Annotated in this window: 17 protein-coding genes and 1 other annotated feature; all 17 genes read left to right on the top strand. The window is 50.0% G+C overall.

Features of this window, described 5'->3' with window-relative positions; translation table 11 throughout:
* Window positions 1-62: 62 nt before the first annotated feature.
* The 17 genes from rlmB to fusA all read left to right on the top strand — a co-directional run bounded on the left by rlmB (window position 63) and on the right by fusA (window position 18,070).
* Window positions 63-815 (top strand): 23S rRNA (guanosine(2251)-2'-O)-methyltransferase RlmB, encoded by a 753-nt coding sequence (gene rlmB, locus K7397_RS15270; RefSeq protein WP_223068799.1) that lies wholly within the window; start codon window positions 63-65, stop codon window positions 813-815.
* 6 nt (window positions 816-821) lie between these two features.
* A complete protein-coding gene (locus K7397_RS15265) occupies window positions 822-1,346 on the top strand; it encodes an NYN domain-containing protein (protein WP_223068798.1) in 525 nt (174 codons plus the stop codon).
* 154 nt (window positions 1,347-1,500) lie between these two features.
* Entirely contained in the window at window positions 1,501-2,148 is a 648-nt protein-coding gene (sigH, locus tag K7397_RS15260) for an RNA polymerase sporulation sigma factor SigH (protein WP_223068797.1), read from the top strand.
* Between the two features lie 421 nt (window positions 2,149-2,569).
* A complete protein-coding gene (rpmG, locus tag K7397_RS15255; protein WP_223068796.1) occupies window positions 2,570-2,719 on the top strand; it encodes a 50S ribosomal protein L33 in 150 nt (49 codons plus the stop codon).
* A 21-nt stretch (window positions 2,720-2,740) separates the two neighbouring features.
* Window positions 2,741-2,932: a preprotein translocase subunit SecE gene (secE, locus tag K7397_RS15250; RefSeq protein ID WP_223068795.1), complete on the top strand. Its 192-nt coding sequence runs from the start codon at window positions 2,741-2,743 to the stop codon at window positions 2,930-2,932.
* 23 nt (window positions 2,933-2,955) lie between these two features.
* Window positions 2,956-3,489, top strand: coding sequence for a transcription termination/antitermination protein NusG (gene nusG, locus K7397_RS15245; protein ID WP_223068794.1), 534 nt, complete (start codon window positions 2,956-2,958; stop codon window positions 3,487-3,489).
* A gap of 75 nt (window positions 3,490-3,564) precedes the next feature.
* A complete protein-coding gene (gene rplK, locus K7397_RS15240; protein ID WP_223068793.1) occupies window positions 3,565-3,990 on the top strand; it encodes a 50S ribosomal protein L11 in 426 nt (141 codons plus the stop codon).
* An 82-nt stretch (window positions 3,991-4,072) separates the two neighbouring features.
* Window positions 4,073-4,765, top strand: coding sequence for a 50S ribosomal protein L1 (gene rplA, locus K7397_RS15235; protein WP_223068792.1), 693 nt, complete (start codon window positions 4,073-4,075; stop codon window positions 4,763-4,765).
* Between the two features lie 81 nt (window positions 4,766-4,846).
* Window positions 4,847-4,991, top strand: a sequence feature (ribosomal protein L10 leader region).
* Window positions 4,992-5,050: 59 nt separating this feature from the next.
* Window positions 5,051-5,560 (top strand): 50S ribosomal protein L10, encoded by a 510-nt coding sequence (gene rplJ / locus K7397_RS15230; RefSeq protein ID WP_223068791.1) that lies wholly within the window; start codon window positions 5,051-5,053, stop codon window positions 5,558-5,560.
* Between the two features lie 63 nt (window positions 5,561-5,623).
* The gene (rplL, locus tag K7397_RS15225; protein ID WP_223068790.1) at window positions 5,624-5,989 is read left to right on the top strand and encodes a 50S ribosomal protein L7/L12; all 366 of its coding nucleotides are present in this window, start codon (window positions 5,624-5,626) and stop codon (window positions 5,987-5,989) included.
* A 193-nt stretch (window positions 5,990-6,182) separates the two neighbouring features.
* Window positions 6,183-6,782: a class I SAM-dependent methyltransferase gene (locus K7397_RS15220; RefSeq protein ID WP_223068789.1), complete on the top strand. Its 600-nt coding sequence runs from the start codon at window positions 6,183-6,185 to the stop codon at window positions 6,780-6,782.
* Window positions 6,783-7,223: 441 nt separating this feature from the next.
* Window positions 7,224-10,769 carry a DNA-directed RNA polymerase subunit beta gene (gene rpoB, locus K7397_RS15215; RefSeq protein WP_223068788.1) on the top strand — a complete coding sequence of 1,182 codons (3,546 nt, stop codon included), beginning with the start codon at window positions 7,224-7,226 and terminating at the stop codon, window positions 10,767-10,769.
* Between the two features lie 36 nt (window positions 10,770-10,805).
* Window positions 10,806-14,417, top strand: coding sequence for a DNA-directed RNA polymerase subunit beta' (gene rpoC, locus K7397_RS15210; RefSeq protein WP_223068787.1), 3,612 nt, complete (start codon window positions 10,806-10,808; stop codon window positions 14,415-14,417).
* Between the two features lie 186 nt (window positions 14,418-14,603).
* Window positions 14,604-14,855 (top strand): ribosomal L7Ae/L30e/S12e/Gadd45 family protein, encoded by a 252-nt coding sequence (locus K7397_RS15205; protein ID WP_223068786.1) that lies wholly within the window; start codon window positions 14,604-14,606, stop codon window positions 14,853-14,855.
* 144 nt (window positions 14,856-14,999) lie between these two features.
* Complete coding sequence (gene rpsL / locus K7397_RS15200) at window positions 15,000-15,419, top strand: 30S ribosomal protein S12 (protein ID WP_223068785.1); 420 nt, start codon at window positions 15,000-15,002, stop codon at window positions 15,417-15,419.
* A 54-nt stretch (window positions 15,420-15,473) separates the two neighbouring features.
* On the top strand, window positions 15,474-15,944 hold the full coding sequence (rpsG, locus tag K7397_RS15195) for a 30S ribosomal protein S7 (RefSeq protein WP_223068784.1): 471 nt from the start codon (window positions 15,474-15,476) through the stop codon (window positions 15,942-15,944).
* 47 nt (window positions 15,945-15,991) lie between these two features.
* Window positions 15,992-18,070 carry an elongation factor G gene (gene fusA / locus K7397_RS15190; protein ID WP_223068783.1) on the top strand — a complete coding sequence of 693 codons (2,079 nt, stop codon included), beginning with the start codon at window positions 15,992-15,994 and terminating at the stop codon, window positions 18,068-18,070.
* The last annotated feature ends 29 nt before the right edge of the window (window positions 18,071-18,099 follow it).

Here is an 18,099-nt window from a genome sequence, read left to right as displayed (position 1 = left end):
GAATGCGCAAGAAGTGCGAAATTGCGGACATCTGCCAAGGACAAAACTTTTAGGAGGATGTTATGGAACACGAACAACAGGAATGGATCGGCGGCAAGCACTCCCTGCTTGAAGCGCTGAGGGCCGGCCGGACGATCAATAAAATTTGGATCGCCGAAGGGGCGCAGAAGCATCTGACGGCTCCAATCGTCGCTGAAGCGAGAAAACTCGGCATCGTTACGCAGATTGTGGACAAGCGCAAGCTGGATCAAATGGTGCCGGATCTGCAGCACCAGGGCGTTGTCGCGCAGGTGGCTCCTTTCGCTTACGCGGAAGTGGAGGATTTGCTGGCTGCGGCTGAACAATCGGGACGGCCTCCTTTTCTTTTAATATTGGATGAAATTGAAGATCCCCATAATCTGGGCTCGATATTAAGAACGGCTGAATGCACCGGCGTGCATGGAGTTATTTTACCGAAACGGCGTTCGGCTTCCGTTACCGCCACCGTATCCAAAACTTCGGCGGGAGCGGCTGAATATGTCCCTGTTGCCCGGGTTACGAATCTGGCGCAAACGATTGAACAGCTGAAGCAGGCCGGGATCTGGATCGTCGGAACCGATGTTGCAGCCCATGAGGACATCTATGGCACGAATATATTCACCGGACCGGTGGCTATTGTAGTTGGCAACGAAAATAAAGGAATGGGCAGGCTGATCAAAGAGAAATGCGATGTTCTAGTAAAACTGCCGATGGCCGGTAAACTGAATTCGCTCAACGCGTCTGTTGCGGCCGGGGTTGTCATGTACGAAGCGCTGCGCCGGCGCGCTCAAAGCTAAAACCTTATGACTGAGGCGCAAAATATGCTCCTCGTTGACGGCTACAATATGATCGGATCATGGCCGGAACTGTCGGAACTTGCAAATATCGGCATGCAGGAAGCCAGAGACCGGCTGCTTGAGCGTCTGGCGGACTTTCAGGCGTTCTCGGGTTGGAAGGTGATTGCCGTGTTCGACGCGTATCAGGTACCCGGGCTCGGCAAGGCATTCAAGCAGCGCAACGTGCAGATTTATTTTACAAAAGAAAAAGAGACGGCCGATGAATGTATTGAAAGACTGGTAGGCGAACTGAGCCGCAGGCGCCGCCAGATTTATGTGGCAACCAGCGATATGATTGAGCAGCATGTGATCTTTGGTCAGGGAGCTTTGAGGCTTTCAGCCAGGGAACTCCTTACGATGCTGGAACAGAATGAACGGGAACTCCAGTCGAAAATTGATGAAGAAATCCGGGGACACAGTCGGAATACACTGGCTGGCAAGCTGTCTCCGGAAGCCAAACTTCTGTTTGAACGCTGGAGAAGAGAAAAATAAGTCGAAATAAAATGTCCTTCCTTGTGCTCTTGACAAAGTTCGACTTGGCATAATTTAGGACTTTTGTGTTGACGCTGTTATGCGCTCTCATATATACTGTTCGTATACTTGATTGAGTGACGGGGCACCGTGCGTTGCGGCCGGGGGGATAGTGGTGAGTGTCAACCTCAACTTATTCATAACATCAGATTACGATATTCTGAGCGATGAAGATATTGTGGAGTCTGTCCGCAGCGGGGATAGCGGAGCTTTGGAATATCTGATTAACAAGTATCGAAGCTTTGTTCGGGCCAAAGCGAGGTCCTATTTTCTGATCGGCGCTGATCGTGAGGATATTATTCAAGAGGGCATGATCGGTCTTTTCAAGTCTATTCGGGATTTCAAGGGAGACAAGCTGTCTTCATTCAAGGCTTTCGCGGAACTGTGCATCACCCGCCAGATCATAACGGCGATCAAGACAGCCACCAGACAGAAGCACATCCCGTTGAATTCTTACGTTTCTTTGGACAAGCCGATTTATGACGAGGACTCTGACCGTACATTGCTTGATGTCATTTGCGGTTCGCAGGTGTGCGATCCGGAAGAGCTCATTATTAATCAAGAGGAGTTCGTCGGCCTCGAGGACAAGATGTCCGAAATACTGAGCGATCTTGAACGCAAAGTGCTGGTGCTTTATTTGGACGGACGCTCTTACCAGGAAATATCCGTAGATTTGAAGCGACATGTGAAATCGATCGATAACGCTCTTCAGCGGGTCAAGCGCAAGCTGGAACGGTATCTCGAAGTGCGTGACGGTTTATAGTATAGATTGCTGGCAGGCAGATAGATTCGGAAGAAAGGACTCGGCGTCGGGTCTTTTTTTTAATATTCATGACGAAGATGGCCGATTTTGCTGTTCCGAGGTTTAGGGCTCGTCCTAGCGGTTTATACTGGATAAATATGCCCGATGACAGCTTAAGGAGATGTCTGGAAAAAGAGCATTCATGCAGCCGCACCAACGTTTGAACAGCTTATTCTTTCGTTGACACAGATGTTGGAGATGTGATAAAGTGTTTTAGGTAGGCCTAAATTCATGCTTGTTTGGCATGGATAAGAAAGTAAGCTCGAAAGTTCCCTATTTTCTTATCCATACCGTCAGCCGGGATTTAGTCCTATTTATGCCGGAGGGTTCCGGATTAATAAGAGACTTCTGATTAGAAGGATGTCTTCGGGAGGTGCACATCATGCGGGTATTTATTACGTTGGCTTGTACGAATTGCAAACAAAGAAACTATACGACAACGAAGAACAAGCGTAACCACCCCGACCGCATGGAGATGAAGAAATTTTGCAAGTTTTGTAACGAGCAAACTCCTCATCGCGAAACCAGATAGTCTGTGGAGGTGTAGTCGCGCATGAAACGCAGTTTCAAGTCGATGTTTTCTTTTTTCTCCGAAAGCTGGGCTGAACTTAAAAAGGTTCGCTGGCCCAATCGTAAAGAGTTGACGAATTACACGCTGATTGTGCTGGGTACAATTGTAGTTGTCGCCGTTTACTTTTGGGTTATTGACATCGGTGTCTCCGCTGTGATCGAAGCGATAATTTAAGAAGGGTCCTTAGGTGGCTTGATATGGAAAAAAGATGGTATGTAGTTCATACCTACTCAGGGTATGAGAATAAGGTCAAAGCCAATTTGGAGAAACGCGTCGAGTCAATGGGAATGGAAGACAAGATTTTCCGGGTTCTTGTTCCTATGGAAGAAGAAGTGGTAAACAAAGACGGCAAGAAGAAAACAGTCATGCGCAAGGTTTACCCTGGATATGTCTTGGTGGAAATGATCCAGACTGACGATTCCTGGTATGTTGTTCGCAACACGCCTGGAGTGACGGGTTTCGTCGGCTCGACAGGCTCCGGTTCGAAACCTACCCCGCTTCTGCCTGAAGAAGTGGAGCAGATTCTGCGGCATATGGGTCTGCAGGAACCGAAACCGTCGATCGAGTTTGAAATCAAGGAATCCGTGCGAATCAAGGTTGGTCCGTTTGCCAATTTTGTCGGTTCTGTAGAAGAAATTCTGACAGACAAGAGCAAGGTCAAGGTTCACGTCAATATGTTTGGTCGGGAAACCCCGCTTGAGCTTGATTATACTCAGGTGGAGAAGATATAGGTTTCTGCTGATGTTTTTGTGGGAGGAGGCTTTTCGCCTTCCGTCTACCACTACTAGTGCAAGGAGGTGTTTTACATGGCAAAGAAAGTGATTAAAGTTGTGAAACTGCAAATTCCTGCGGGGAAAGCGAATCCAGCGCCTCCAGTAGGTCCGGCTCTCGGTCAAGCAGGTGTCAACATCATGGCGTTCTGTAAAGAATTTAACGCTCGTACAGCTGACCAGGCTGGTTTGATTATTCCGGTTGAAATTTCCGTATTTGAAGATCGTTCCTTTACTTTCATTACGAAAACTCCTCCGGCTGCAGTATTGCTTCGTGTAGCTGCCAAAATTGAGAAAGGTTCCGGCGAACCTAACAAGAAGAAAGTGGCTACTGTTAAACGCGACGTTGTTCGTCAAATCGCTGAACAAAAAATGCCTGACCTGAACGCAGCATCCGTTGAAGCGGCTATGCGCATGGTTGAAGGTACTGCCCGCAGTATGGGTATCACAATCCAGGACTAATCCCTGAGATTGTACAGGCCGGCATTTGGGCCGGACCTAAAGTGGGAGGTAAATCCGCTAATACCACAAAGGAGGAAAAATCATGGCTAAACACGGTAAGAAATACCTGGAAGCTGCCAAGCTGATTGACAGCGAAGCAACTTATGAGCCTTCTGAAGCTGTTGAGCTTGTGAAGAAGGCGGCTACTGCGAAGTTCGACGAAACCGTTGAAGTAGCAGTACGTCTGGGCGTTGACCCTCGTAAACAAGACCAAGCCGTTCGCGGTGTCGTTGTCCTGCCTCATGGTACGGGTAAAACGAAGCGCGTTCTGGTATTCGCCAAAGGTGAGAAAGCGAAGGAAGCGGAAGCTGCCGGAGCGGACTTCGTTGGCGATCAGGACATGATCAACAAAATCCAACAAGGCTGGTTCGATTTCGATGTCTGCGTAGCGACACCGGATATGATGAGCGAAGTTGGTAAACTCGGCCGTCTTCTCGGCGGTAAAGGCCTTATGCCTAACCCTAAAGCCGGTACGGTTACATTCGACGTAACCAAAGCGGTTCAAGAAATCAAAGCAGGTAAAATCGAGTACCGTCTGGATAAAGCAGGTCAAATTCATGCTCCAATCGGTAAAGCATCTTTCGAGGCTTCCCAGTTGAACGAGAACCTCAAAGCTTTGCTGGACGCATTGAACCGTGCTAAACCTGCTGCAGCCAAAGGCGTATACTTGAAGAACATCGCCGTTTCTTCGACGATGGGACCAAGCGTCCGCGTTTCTACTTCCGCTTACAGATAAATTTCCATGCTTCGGCAAGGGAATGAGGATTGACTTTTAGAGGAGATCCTTGCTATACTGTAATGGTTGCATTGATTTCAATTTAATCGAATATGCTTACCGTAGACAGTAGGTGCCTCAAAGGCTTAATTTCCTACCGAGGTGTTGTGATATAGGTTCGGAATTTGCGCTGCAAATGATGAATGATCAGACCTTCGTATTCTACGAAGGTCTTTTTTATATCCTGCGGCTTCTTTGAAAGCCGATGTCTTCGGATCAAGTGAATCTTAATAGGAGGTGTACAATTTGGCAAACGCAAAAGTGATCGAGTCTAAACAGGCAGCCGTTGACGCCGTGACTTCAAAGCTGAAAGAAAGCGCCACTACGGTTGTTGCTGACTATCGCGGTCTGAATGTTTCCCAAGTTACGGAACTGCGCAAGCAGCTTCGCGAAGCAGGTGTTGAGTTTCAAGTGCTCAAGAACACGCTGGTTCGCCGTGCGACTGCAGCTGCGGAACTGACTGAACTGAATGAAGTTCTGACAGGACCTACTGCTATCGCGTTCGGTGCGAACGATGCTGTAGCCCCTGCAAAAATTTTGAGCGATTTCGCGAAGAAAAATGACGCTCTGAAAATTAAAGGTGGCGTTGTCGAAGGCCGTGTGGTTAGCGTCGACCAAATCAAGGCGCTTGCGGATCTTCCGTCCCGCGAAGGTCTTCTTTCCATGCTCCTCAGCGTGCTTCAAGCTCCAGTGCGCAACTTCGCACTCGCAGTCAAAGCCGTTGCAGACAAGGGAGAAGGCGAAGCGAGCGCGTAGGCTTGCTCTAAAGTTCGCTTAATTTAATTACTAAATAACTAATATAAATGGAGGTTCAACCAAATGAGCAAAGAAACAATTTTGGAAGAAATCAAAGGTATGTCCGTTCTTGAACTGAACGAACTCGTTAAAGCAATCGAAGAAGAATTCGGCGTAACTGCTGCAGCTCCAGTTGTAGTAGCTGGCGGCGCTGCTGGCGGCGCAGAAGCTGCTGAGCAATCCGAATTCGACGTAATCCTGACTAGCGCTGGCGCTTCCAAGATCAACGTTATCAAAGTCGTTCGCGAAATCACGGGTCTTGGTCTGAAAGAAGCAAAAGACCTGGTAGACAACGCTCCAAAACCACTGAAAGAAAAAATTGCAAAAGAAGAAGCAGAAGCTTTGAAAGCAAAATTGGAAGAAGCAGGCGCATCTGTAGAAGTAAAATAAGCTCTTCCTTTCATGCGACAAACCCCTTGAGTCTTTCAAGGGGTTTGTTTTAATTGTACAGCGATTATGAGTTTTAGGGACCGTCGCAAAGGAATTCGCATAGGCTTTGGAGCATTCGCTTCACTTTGAAGGTTTATTTTACAAGGATTAGCAGATGATAGTGGGGATAAAGTATTTTAGCCGGAGGACGAAAATGACGGATCATTATTATTCCAGTAATCCCGGGGCGGCTCATGACAGACGGATGATAGAGACCGTGCTGCGAGGCCGGAAGTTCCGTTTCATCAGCGACGCAGGCGTATTCTCCAAGCAGACGATTGATTATGGTAGCCGAGTGCTGATTGAAGCAATGGAGATCGGCACCCGCGATACCGTGCTGGACGTGGGTTGCGGGTATGGTCCGATCGGACTTGCTGCGGCAAGCCTGGCCGCAAACGGCCATGTGACCATGATTGATGTGAACGAACGGGCTGTGGCGCTAACAGCCGAAAATGCAAGGGAGAACGGCATTCAGAATATTACAGCAGTACAGAGCGACTTGTATTCGGCCATTCCGGAGGAAGCAAGATTTGATGCGGTGCTGACGAATCCGCCTATACGAGCGGGCAAAGCCGTTGTCCACGCTGTGTTCGAGGGAGCCTTATCACGTTTGAAGCCCGGAGGAGCCTTGTGGGTGGTTATTCAGAAGAAGCAGGGGGCTCCGTCTGCAAAAGAAAAGTTGGAGCAGCTGTTTGGCTCTGTGGAGGAAGTAACGAAAGATAAAGGCTACCGTATTTTTAAAGCGGTAAAATAAACATCAAAAATCTTGAAATTTTTTCACCAGGGTCTATTGACTCGAAAATGGGCATGTGGTATTATTATAAAATGTCAGCATTAGGATGCCCTCTATGTCTTTAGTTTGTGAAAATGTCAAGCATATTTTATGGCAGCGGCGTATAGTTCGGCGCTTGTTTACGTATAATATGTACATTTTGGGCAAATCTATTGAATATGGGGGATTCCGTCTAAGAAAGGCGCGGAATCAATATGCTCTTTCTTCGAAGATTTCGGGTAGGGGCTTTTTCTTTGCCGGAGGTTTTATTCTTCCGGTGTCTAAAACGGGTGTCGTCCTTATCAGGGAACGAAAAGCCGTTTTTGCTTGTTTGTGGAATCCGTTCATGGGTTTTATTATAAGGGTACAAACACGGGTTCGCAATGAATTTTTAAGTGAGTAGACATGAGGGGTGAGTTTAAGTTGGCAGGACATCTTGTTCAATATGGTCGACGCACTCGGCGGAGTTATGCAAGGATTAACGAGGTACTCGAGATTCCGAACCTGATTGAAATCCAGCAAAAATCTTACGAATGGTTTTTGGAGGAAGGTCTTCGGGAGATGTTTCAGGACATCTCGCCAATTCAAGATTTTACTGGCAATCTGATTCTGGAATTTATCGATTACAGCCTAGGCGAACCGAAGTATACGGTTGACGACGCGAAAGAGCGCGACGTAACGTATGCAGCGCCGCTTAGAGTAAAAGTTCGGCTTATTAATAAGGAAACGGGCGAAGTCAAGGAGCAGGAAGTGTTCATGGGAGATTTCCCGCTGATGACGGAAACTGGCACTTTCGTTATTAATGGCGCAGAACGGGTAATTGTCAGCCAGTTGGTACGCTCCCCAAGCGTCTATTTCAGTACGAAAGTCGATAAGAACGGCAAGAAGACGTACACCGCTACAGTAATTCCGAATCGCGGCGCATGGCTGGAGCTTGAAACGGACGCGAAGGACATTATTTATGTCCGGATCGATCGTACGCGTAAAATACCGGTAACGGTATTGCTGCGAGCTCTTGGCTTTGGTACGGATGCTGAAATTCTGGATTTGCTCGGTAACGATGAATATATTCGCAATACCCTGGATAAGGACAACACGGACTCTACGGAGAAAGCGCTGATTGAAATTTATGAGCGTCTTCGTCCGGGCGAGCCGCCGACTCTTGAAAATGCAAAGAGCCTGCTTGTTGCCCGTTTCTTTGATCCGAAACGTTACGACCTTGCCAATGTAGGCCGTTACAAAATTAATAAAAAGCTTCACATTAAAGACCGCCTGTTCAACCAGCGTCTGGCAGAGTCGCTTATTGACACCAGCACCGGCGAAATCATTGCCGAAGCGGGTCAACTTGTAGACCGCCGTCTGCTCGATGAAATCCTTCCTTACCTGGAGCAAGGCGTTAGCTTTAAAGATTATCACATTGCGAACGGAGTGCTCGGTTCGGAGGACGTTCCGCTGCAGACCATCGATATTTTCTCTCCGATTGAGGATGGGAAAGTCGTCAAGGTCATTGCAAACCGCAACATCGACAAGTCCGTGAAGCACATTACGCCGGCTGATATTATTTCTTCGATCAGCTACTTCATCAACCTGCTTCATGGTATTGGCAGCACGGACGATATTGACCATCTCGGCAACCGCCGTCTGCGCTCTGTCGGCGAACTGTTGCAGAACCAGTTCCGGATCGGCTTGTCCCGTATGGAGCGTGTCGTTCGCGAAAGAATGTCCATTCAGGATGCCAACGTCATTACGCCGCAGGCTTTGATCAACATTCGTCCGGTCATCGCGTCGATTAAAGAGTTCTTCGGAAGCTCCCAGCTGTCGCAGTTCATGGACCAGACGAATCCGCTTGCGGAGCTGACGCATAAACGCCGTCTCTCAGCGCTCGGGCCTGGCGGTTTGACGCGGGAACGCGCGGGCATGGAAGTGCGGGACGTACACCACTCCCACTATGGCCGCATGTGTCCGATCGAGACGCCTGAAGGACCGAACATCGGTCTGATCAACTCGTTGTCCACGTTTGCCCGCATTAACGAATACGGCTTTATTGAAGCACCGTATCGCTGGGTTGATCCGAAGTCGGGGAAAGTAAGCGAACAGATCGCTTATTTGACTGCGGATGAAGAAGACAACTACGTTATCGCCCAGGCGAACGTTGAATTGAACGAAGACGGCACCTTTAAGGATGATCTGGTTATCGTCCGTTACAACAAGCAGTCCGACAACATTTTGACGATGCCTAGCGATCGCGTCGATTACATGGATATCTCGCCTAAACAGGTTGTATCCGTGGCGACGGCGCTCATTCCGTTCCTCGAGAACGATGACTCGAACCGTGCGCTCATGGGATCGAACATGCAGCGGCAGGCCGTTCCACTGCTCGTGCCGAAAGCTCCGCTTGTCGGAACCGGTATGGAACACAAAGCCGCCAAGGACTCCGGAGTATGTATCGTTTCCAAATATGACGGTGTCATTGAACGGTCTACTGCCGATGAAATTTGGCTGCGTCGCGTGGAAACGGTAGACGGCAAGGAAGTCAAAGGCGACATCGTTAAATATAAATTACACAAATTCAAGCGTTCGAACCACGGGACATGCATTAATCAGCGTCCAATCGCCCAGCGTGGCGACATTGTCAAGAAAGGCGATATCCTTGCGGACGGTCCGTCCACAGAAATGGGCGAGTTGGCGCTTGGCCGCAACGTTGTCGTTGCCTTTATGACTTGGGAAGGCTACAACTACGAGGATGCCATTCTGCTTAGCGAGAAGCTGGTGAAGGAAGATGTCTATACTTCGATTCACATTGAAGAATATGAATCCGAAGCCCGTGATACGAAGCTTGGACCTGAAGAGATTACGCGCGATATTCCGAACGTTGGCGAAGAGGCGCTTCGCAACCTGGACGAACGCGGTATTATCCGCATCGGGGCCGAGATTGGCGCCGGCGATATACTCGTTGGTAAAGTAACGCCTAAAGGCGTTACCGAGCTGACGGCGGAAGAGCGCTTGCTGCACGCTATCTTTGGCGAGAAGGCGCGCGAAGTTCGCGATACTTCCCTCCGCGTGCCTCACGGCACCGACGGTATCGTCGTTGATGTGAAAGTATTTACCCGCGAGAACGGCGATGAACTGCCGCCAGGCGTGAATCAGCTCGTTCGCGTATACATTGCGCAAAAACGGAAAATTTCCGAAGGCGACAAGATGGCCGGACGCCATGGTAACAAAGGTGTCGTTGCCCGTATTTTGCCGGAAGAAGATATGCCGTTCATGCCTGACGGCACACCGGTTCAGGTTGTGCTTAACCCGCTCGGCGTTCCGTCGCGGATGAACATCGGTCAGGTGCTCGAAATTCACCTTGGCATGGCCGCCATGAAGCTTGGCATCCATGTGGCAACGCCGGTATTCGACGGAGCCAATGAATACGACGTATTTGATACGATGGAAGAAGCCGGCATGCAGCGCAATGGTAAAACGATGCTGTATGACGGACGTACAGGTGAGCCGTTCGAACGTGAAGTAACCGTTGGCGTCATGCACATGATCAAGCTCGCACACATGGTTGACGATAAAATTCACGCCCGTTCAACCGGACCATACTCTCTCGTTACGCAGCAGCCGCTCGGCGGTAAAGCCCAGTTCGGCGGACAGCGTTTCGGCGAGATGGAAGTTTGGGCGCTCGAAGCCTACGGCGCCGCTTATACCTTGCAGGAAATTCTGACCGTGAAATCCGATGACGTGGTAGGACGGGTGAAAACCTACGAATCCATCGTCAAAGGGGAGAACGTGCCGGAACCGGGCGTGCCGGAATCTTTCAAAGTCTTGATCAAAGAGCTTCAAAGCTTGGGTATGGATGTCAAGATCCTTAGCGAAAATGAAGAAGAGATCGAGATGAAAGAGCTTGACGATGAAGATGATGCGGCCGGTGATAAACTGAGCTTGAATCTGGAAGGCGCGGAAGTCGGCGTAGAATAGAGTACAAATCAGGACTTGGTTAAGGAGGGATGCTCCTTGTTGGACGTCAACAACTTCGAGTTTATGAAAATTGGGCTTGCTTCCCCAGAAAAAATTCGTTCTTGGTCCCGCGGAGAAGTTAAGAAACCGGAAACGATCAACTATCGTACACTGAAACCGGAAAAAGAAGGGCTGTTTTGCGAAAAGATTTTCGGCCCGACAAAAGACTGGGAATGCCATTGCGGTAAATACAAACGCGTTCGCTATAAAGGCGTAGTCTGCGATCGCTGCGGCGTAGAGGTTACCCGCGCGAAGGTGCGCCGCGAACGTATGGGTCATATCGAACTGGCGGCTCCCGTATCTCATATCTGGTATTTCAAGGGGATTCCGAGCCGGATGGGTCTAGCTCTCGACATGTCCCCGAGATCGCTGGAAGAGATTATTTACTTTGCATCTTATGTGGTTACCGATCCTGGCGATACGCCGCTTGAGAAGAAGCAGCTTTTGTCCGAGAAGGAATACCGCAGCTACCGTGAGAAATACGGCTACGGTTTCCAGGCCGGCATGGGTGCGGAAGCGGTCAAGAAACTGCTGCAGGATCTGGATATAGATAAAGAGCTCGAATTCTTGAAAGAAGAGCTGCGCACGGCTCAAGGCCAGCGCCGCAACCGGGCCATCAAACGTCTCGAAGTTATCGAAGCGTTCAAGAGCTCCGGCAACGAGCCGGAATGGATGATTCTGGACGTGCTTCCGGTCATCCCTCCGGAACTCCGTCCGATGGTACAGCTGGACGGCGGACGTTTCGCAACATCCGACCTTAACGATCTTTACCGTCGTGTAATCAACCGTAACAACCGTCTGAAACGCCTGCTCGATCTGGGCGCGCCGGATATCATTGTACAGAACGAGAAACGCATGCTTCAGGAAGCGGTCGATGCCTTGATCGACAACGGCCGCCGCGGCCGTCCGGTTACCGGACCCGGCAACCGTCCGCTGAAATCGCTCAGCCATATGCTGAAAGGTAAGCAAGGACGTTTCCGTCAAAACCTGCTCGGTAAACGTGTCGACTATTCCGGTCGTTCCGTTATCGTCGTAGGCCCTTATTTGAAGATGTACCAGTGCGGTCTCCCGAAAGAAATGGCTTTGGAACTGTTCAAGCCGTTTGTCATGAAGGAACTGGTCAATAAAGGTCTCGCTCACAACATCAAAAGCGCGAAGCGCAAAGTCGAGCGCGTAAGCCCAGAGGTTTGGGACGTTCTTGAAGAAGTCATCAAGGAGCATCCGGTTCTGCTGAACCGTGCCCCTACGCTTCACCGTCTCGGTATCCAGGCATTTGAACCGATTCTGGTTGAGGGACGCGCCATTCGTCTGCATCCGCTTGTATGTACGGCGTACAACGCTGACTTTGACGGTGACCAGATGGCCGTTCACGTTCCGCTTTCCGCCGAAGCCCAGGCTGAAGCCCGGATTCTGATGCTTGCTTCCGGCAACATCCTGAACCCGAAAGACGGCAAGCCGGTTGTTACTCCGTCTCAGGATATGGTCCTCGGATCCTTCTACCTGACGATGGACAACAAGGAGGCCAAAGGCTCCGGTATGATTATCGGCAACATCAATGAAGCGGTGTCCGCTTACCAGCGCGGAGCAGCCTCACTGCATGCGCGGGTAGCGATTCCGGTCAAAGCGCTGAAGAAGACGATCTTTACGGAGAAGCAGCAGAACGCTATGCTGCTCACCACGATCGGTAAAATTATTTTCAACGAGATATTCCCTGAGACGTTCCCTTACATCAACGAGGCTACACGCGATAATCTGTTTAACGGAACGCCGGAGAAATACTTTGTATACGAAAAAGGCGCGGACATCCAGGAACTGCTGAACGCACTTCCTGTTGCTGGAGCGGTAGGTAAAGAATATCTGGGCTCCATCATCGCCCGCTGCTTCGAATCGTACCACACCACGGAAACTTCCGTGATTTTAGATAGAATTAAACAGCTCGGCTTCACTTATTCCACACGCGCCGGCGTCAGCATCGCCGTTTCCGACGTCGTCGTTCCGGAAGAGAAGAAGCAAATCATGCAGGAATCGGAAGAAAAGGTTCGCGTCGTGACCAACCAATATCGCCGTGGTCTGATTACGGACGAAGAACGGTACGACCGCGTCATCGACATTTGGTCCAAAGCCAAAGACCAGCTGACCGACGTTCTGATGAAATCGATGGACCGTTTCAACTCCATCATGATGATGGTCGACTCCAAAGCGCGGGGTAACAAATCGCAGATTACCCAGCTGGGCGGCATGCGGGGGCTGATGGCGACGCCATCCGGACGGATTTACGAGCTGCCGATCAAAGCGAACTTCCGCGAAGGCCTTACCGTCCTCGAGTACTTTATCTCGACGCACGGTGCCCGTAAAGGTTTGGCGGATACGGCGCTTCGTACCGCCGACTCCGGTTATCTGACACGCCGTCTCGTAGACGTCGCACAGGATGTTATCGTACGCGAAGATGATTGCGGAACGGATAAAGGCATTACCGTAACCCGCATTCAGGACGGCAAAGAGATCATCGAGGATCTGTTCGACCGGATTGAAGGCCGTTATTGCTTCGAAACGATCCGCCATCCGGAAACCGGTGAAATTATCATCCATCGCGATGAACTGATCGATACGGACAAGGCGAATGCGATTGTTAAGGCAGGCGTTGAGAAGCTTCAGATCCGTTCTGTTCTGAGCTGCCGCGCCCGTCACGGCGTATGTAAGAAGTGCTACGGCCGCAACCTCGCGACTGGCAAGTTCGTGGAGATCGGCGAAGCGGTCGGCATTATCGCCGCGCAATCCATCGGTGAACCGGGAACGCAGCTGACAATGCGTACGTTCCACACCGGCGGTGTTGCGGGAGACGATATCACGCAAGGTCTTCCGCGGATTCAGGAGCTGTTCGAAGCCCGGAATCCGAAAGGTCAGGCTACCATCAGTGAAATCGACGGTGTAATCAAAGAAATCCGCGAAGCAAAAGATCGTCGTGAAATCGAAGTGGAAGGCGAAGCGGAAACCAAAGTTTACTCCGTCACTTACGGATCGCGCCTGCGCGTAAGCGAAGGCATGGAAATCGAGGCAGGCGACGAGCTTACCGACGGTTCCATCGACCCGAAAGAAATTTTGCGCATCAAGGGAATCCGCGGCGTGCAGAACTACATCCTTCAGGAAGTTCAGCGCGTTTACCGGAACCAGGGCGTAGAAATCAACGACAAACACGTCGAAGTCATGATCAAGCAAATGCTGCGTAAAATCCGGATCGTGGATGCGGGTGACACTCAACTGCTGCCGGGATCTTTCGTCGACCTGTATGAATATGAAATGGCGAACAAGGAAGCGATCCTGTCCGGTAAAGAGCCGGCCGTGGCCAAACCGGTACTGCTTGGTATTACCAAGGCATCGCTCGAGACCGATTCATTCCTGTCCGCGGCATCCTTCCAGGAGACGACCCGTGTTCTTACCGATGCGGCGATCAAGGGCAAAGTGGATAAACTGCTCGGTCTGAAAGAGAATGTCATCATCGGTAAGCTGATTCCGGCCGGTACGGGCATGAACCGTTACCGCAACGTGGAATTTGACGAGCCGGAGAACGAAGAGGCTGCAGAAGGGCTGGAGCCGGTTTCGGTAGAGTAAAGAAGCCATAGGACGATAATCAAGCGGCGCAGTCCGGGAAGTTTCGCTTCCATATATACGGGCTGTGCCGCTTCTTTTTCGGGCCTGACATTTGCGAAAATCTTTCTTGACATTGATTAGGCTAAGTGATAATATAACAAAGTGCGTGAGTACGAGAAACTCCTGTCTTTCTTTGGAGGATTAAACATGTCTAATGACCACGGACTACAGGATGCTCGTGTCAAGATCGGCACCAAACAGACGATGAGAATGGTCAGTTTGGGACTCGCCGAAGAAGTCTATGTGGCGCAGGATGCAGATCCGCGGATTACATCAAAAGTTGTTGCACTTTGCAATGAAGCATCCGTCAAGATTACTTATGTCGATACGATGAAGAATCTGGGCAAGGCATGCGGTATCGAAGTGGGTGCGGCAATGGCTGCGATTGTAAGACAATAATGGATTGAACTGTTTTTGCTTAAGGGGGAATCCTTCCGGCAAAAACTTTTCCTTTGTTCTTTTATGAACCGCCTGGATCTGTGGGCTTAAAAATGAGGTTTATAAAGAGACAGCTTTTAATACTAGGAAGGGGGTGGCAACAACATGCCAACTATTAACCAGCTCGTCCGCAAAGGACGTCAAGCTAAAGTGGTAAAATCCAAATCACCTGCATTGCAACGCGGTTTCAACGCTTTGAAACGTGAAGCAACGGATCTGAGCTCTCCGCAAAAACGCGGTGTCTGCACTCGTGTAGGTACAATGACTCCTAAGAAACCGAACTCCGCGCTTCGTAAATATGCCCGTGTTCGTTTGACGAACCGTGTAGAGGTGACGGCTTACATTCCAGGTATCGGTCATAACCTGCAAGAGCACAGTGTTGTGCTGATTCGCGGTGGCCGGGTTAAAGACTTGCCAGGTGTACGTTACCATATCGTACGTGGAGCTTTGGATACTGCAGGCGTTAACAACCGTATGCAAGCTCGTTCCAAATACGGAGCTAAGCGTCCTAAAGCCAAAAAATAATAGGGTATCTATGTACCTGAACTATGAAAGAAATTTACTGAAAGGGGGATATCCATGCCACGCAAAGGTCCTGTTGCAAAAAGAGACGTGTTGCCGGATCCGGTGTACAACAGCAAGCTTGTTACTCGCCTGATCAACCGCATCATGATCGACGGTAAACGCGGGGTTGCGCAAAGCATCCTGTACAATTCGTTCAAACTGATTCAAGAACGTACGGGCAATGATCCAATGGAAGTGTTTGAAGCAGCGCTGAAGAATATCATGCCAGTTCTGGAGGTTAAAGCTCGCCGGGTTGGTGGTGCCAACTACCAGGTGCCGATCGAAGTTAAACCTGAAAGACGTACATCCCTTGGATTACGTTGGCTTGTCAACTACTCCCGCAACCGCGGTGAGAAAACAATGGAAGAACGTTTGGCTGCCGAGATCATCGACGCATCCAATAACACAGGTGCTTCCGTTAAGAAGCGTGAAGACACGCACAAAATGGCTGAAGCGAACAAAGCGTTTGCTCACTACCGCTGGTAGGATTCAGCTTGTAATCAAATACTTCTATTTTGAAGGGAGACACATTCATGGCAAGAGAGTTCTCCTTGAAAAATACACGTAACATCGGTATCATGGCGCATATTGACGCCGGTAAGACCACTACCACTGAACGTATTCTGTTCTACACAGGCCGTACGCACAAAATCGGGGAAGTTCACGAAGGTGCTGCAACGATGGACTGGATGGAGCAGGAACAGGAGCGCGGGATTACGATTACTTCCGCTGCAACTACCGCTCAATGGAAAGGTCACCGCATCAATATCATCGATACTCCGGGACACGTCGACTTCACTGTTGAGGTTGAACGTTCCCTGCGTGTATTGGACGGGGCAGTAGGCGTTTTCAGTGCGAAGGAAGGCGTTGAGCCTCAGTCTGAAACCGTATGGAGACAGGCTGACCGTTACGGCGTTCCCCGGATCGCTTATGTAAACAAAATGGACATCATCGGTGCCGACTTCCTTAACGTTGTTAAGGATATGCGTGATCGTTTGCAAGCGAATGCAGTTGCGATCCAGCTGCCGATCGGTGCAGAGAACGACTTCGTTGGTATCATCGATATTGTGAGTCAGAAAGCTTATATGTACAAAGACGATCTGGGACAAAATATCGAAGAAACCGAGATTCCGGAAGAATTCCTCAGCCAGGTTGAAGAGCTTCGCTCCGAACTGGTTGAGAAAGTTGCAGAACTTGACGAAGATTTGACCATGAAATACCTCGAAGGCGAGGAGATCACGGTTGATGAACTGAAAGCAGCTCTCCGTAAGGGTGTTGTAGAAGTTAAAATCTTCCCTGTTATCTGCGGTTCCTCTTACCGCAACAAAGGGGTTCAGCTGATGCTGGACGCTGTCGTTGATTACCTGCCGGCACCTGTCGATGTGCCTTCTATTAAAGGTCATCTTGAAGACGGCGAAGAAGTGGAACGCCACTCTTCCGACGAAGAGCCGTTCGCGGCCCTGGCGTTCAAAATCATGACAGACCCTTATGTGGGTAAATTGACATTCTTCCGCGTATACTCCGGTATTTTGCAATCCGGTTCTTACGTATTGAATGCAACTAAAGGCAAACGCGAACGGATCGGGCGTATTCTTCAAATGCACGCGAACAGCCGTCAGGAAATCAGCGAAGTTTACTCCGGTGACATTGCGGCGGCCGTTGGTTTGAAAGATACAGGCACAGGTGATACACTGTGTGATGAGAAGAATCCGGTTATTCTGGAGTCCATGAACTTCCCTGATCCGGTTATCGAAATCGCCGTTGAACCTAAGACTAAAGCCGACCAAGACAAGATGGGCGTTGCGCTCAGCAAACTGACAGAAGAAGATCCTACGCTTCGTGCTCATACGAACGAAGAAACGGGTCAAACCATTCTGGCAGGTATGGGTGAGCTCCATCTGGACATTATCATCGACCGTATGCGCCGTGAATTCAAGGTAGAAACCAACGTGGGTAAACCGCAGGTTGCTTACCGCGAAACCTTTACGGCTCCAGGACGCGTTGAAGGTAAGTTCGTTCGTCAGTCTGGTGGTCGTGGTCAATACGGTCACGTTTGGGTAGAGTTCGAACCGCTCGAAGCAGGAACAGGCAACCAGTTCGACAGCAAGATCGTCGGCGGTGCCGTGCCTAGAGAATACATTGGACCGGCACAACAAGGTATCGAAGAAGCGATGAAGAACGGTGTTCTCGCCGGCTTCCCGGTTGTGGACGTTAAAGCTACAATCGTTGACGGTTCTTACCATGATGTCGACTCCAGTGAAATGGCGTTTAAGATCGCCGGTTCGATGGCGCTTAAAGCTGCCAAGGACAAATGTAGACCGGTTCTGCTTGAGCCAATCATGAAAGTTGAAGTAACGGTTCCAGAAGAGTACATGGGCGACGTTATGGGTATGCTGAACTCCCGCCGTGGACGGATCGAAGGTATGGATTCCCGTGGTGGTACTCAAATTATCCGTGCGAAAGTACCTCTCTCTGAAATGTTCGGTTACTCCACGACACTCCGTTCCGGTACGCAAGGACGCGGTGTGTTCTCGATGGAACTTTCCCACTACGAAGAAGTTCCAAAGAACATCGCCGACGAAATTGCTTCCAAGAACAAAGGCGGAGAATAATCGTTTTATCTGCTGATGCGGGAATTGCC

The organism is Paenibacillus caui (assembly GCF_019904135.1).
GTDB lineage: Bacteria > Bacillota > Bacilli > Paenibacillales > Paenibacillaceae > Fontibacillus > Fontibacillus caui.
This window is presented reverse-complemented; position numbering and strand designations above follow the sequence as displayed.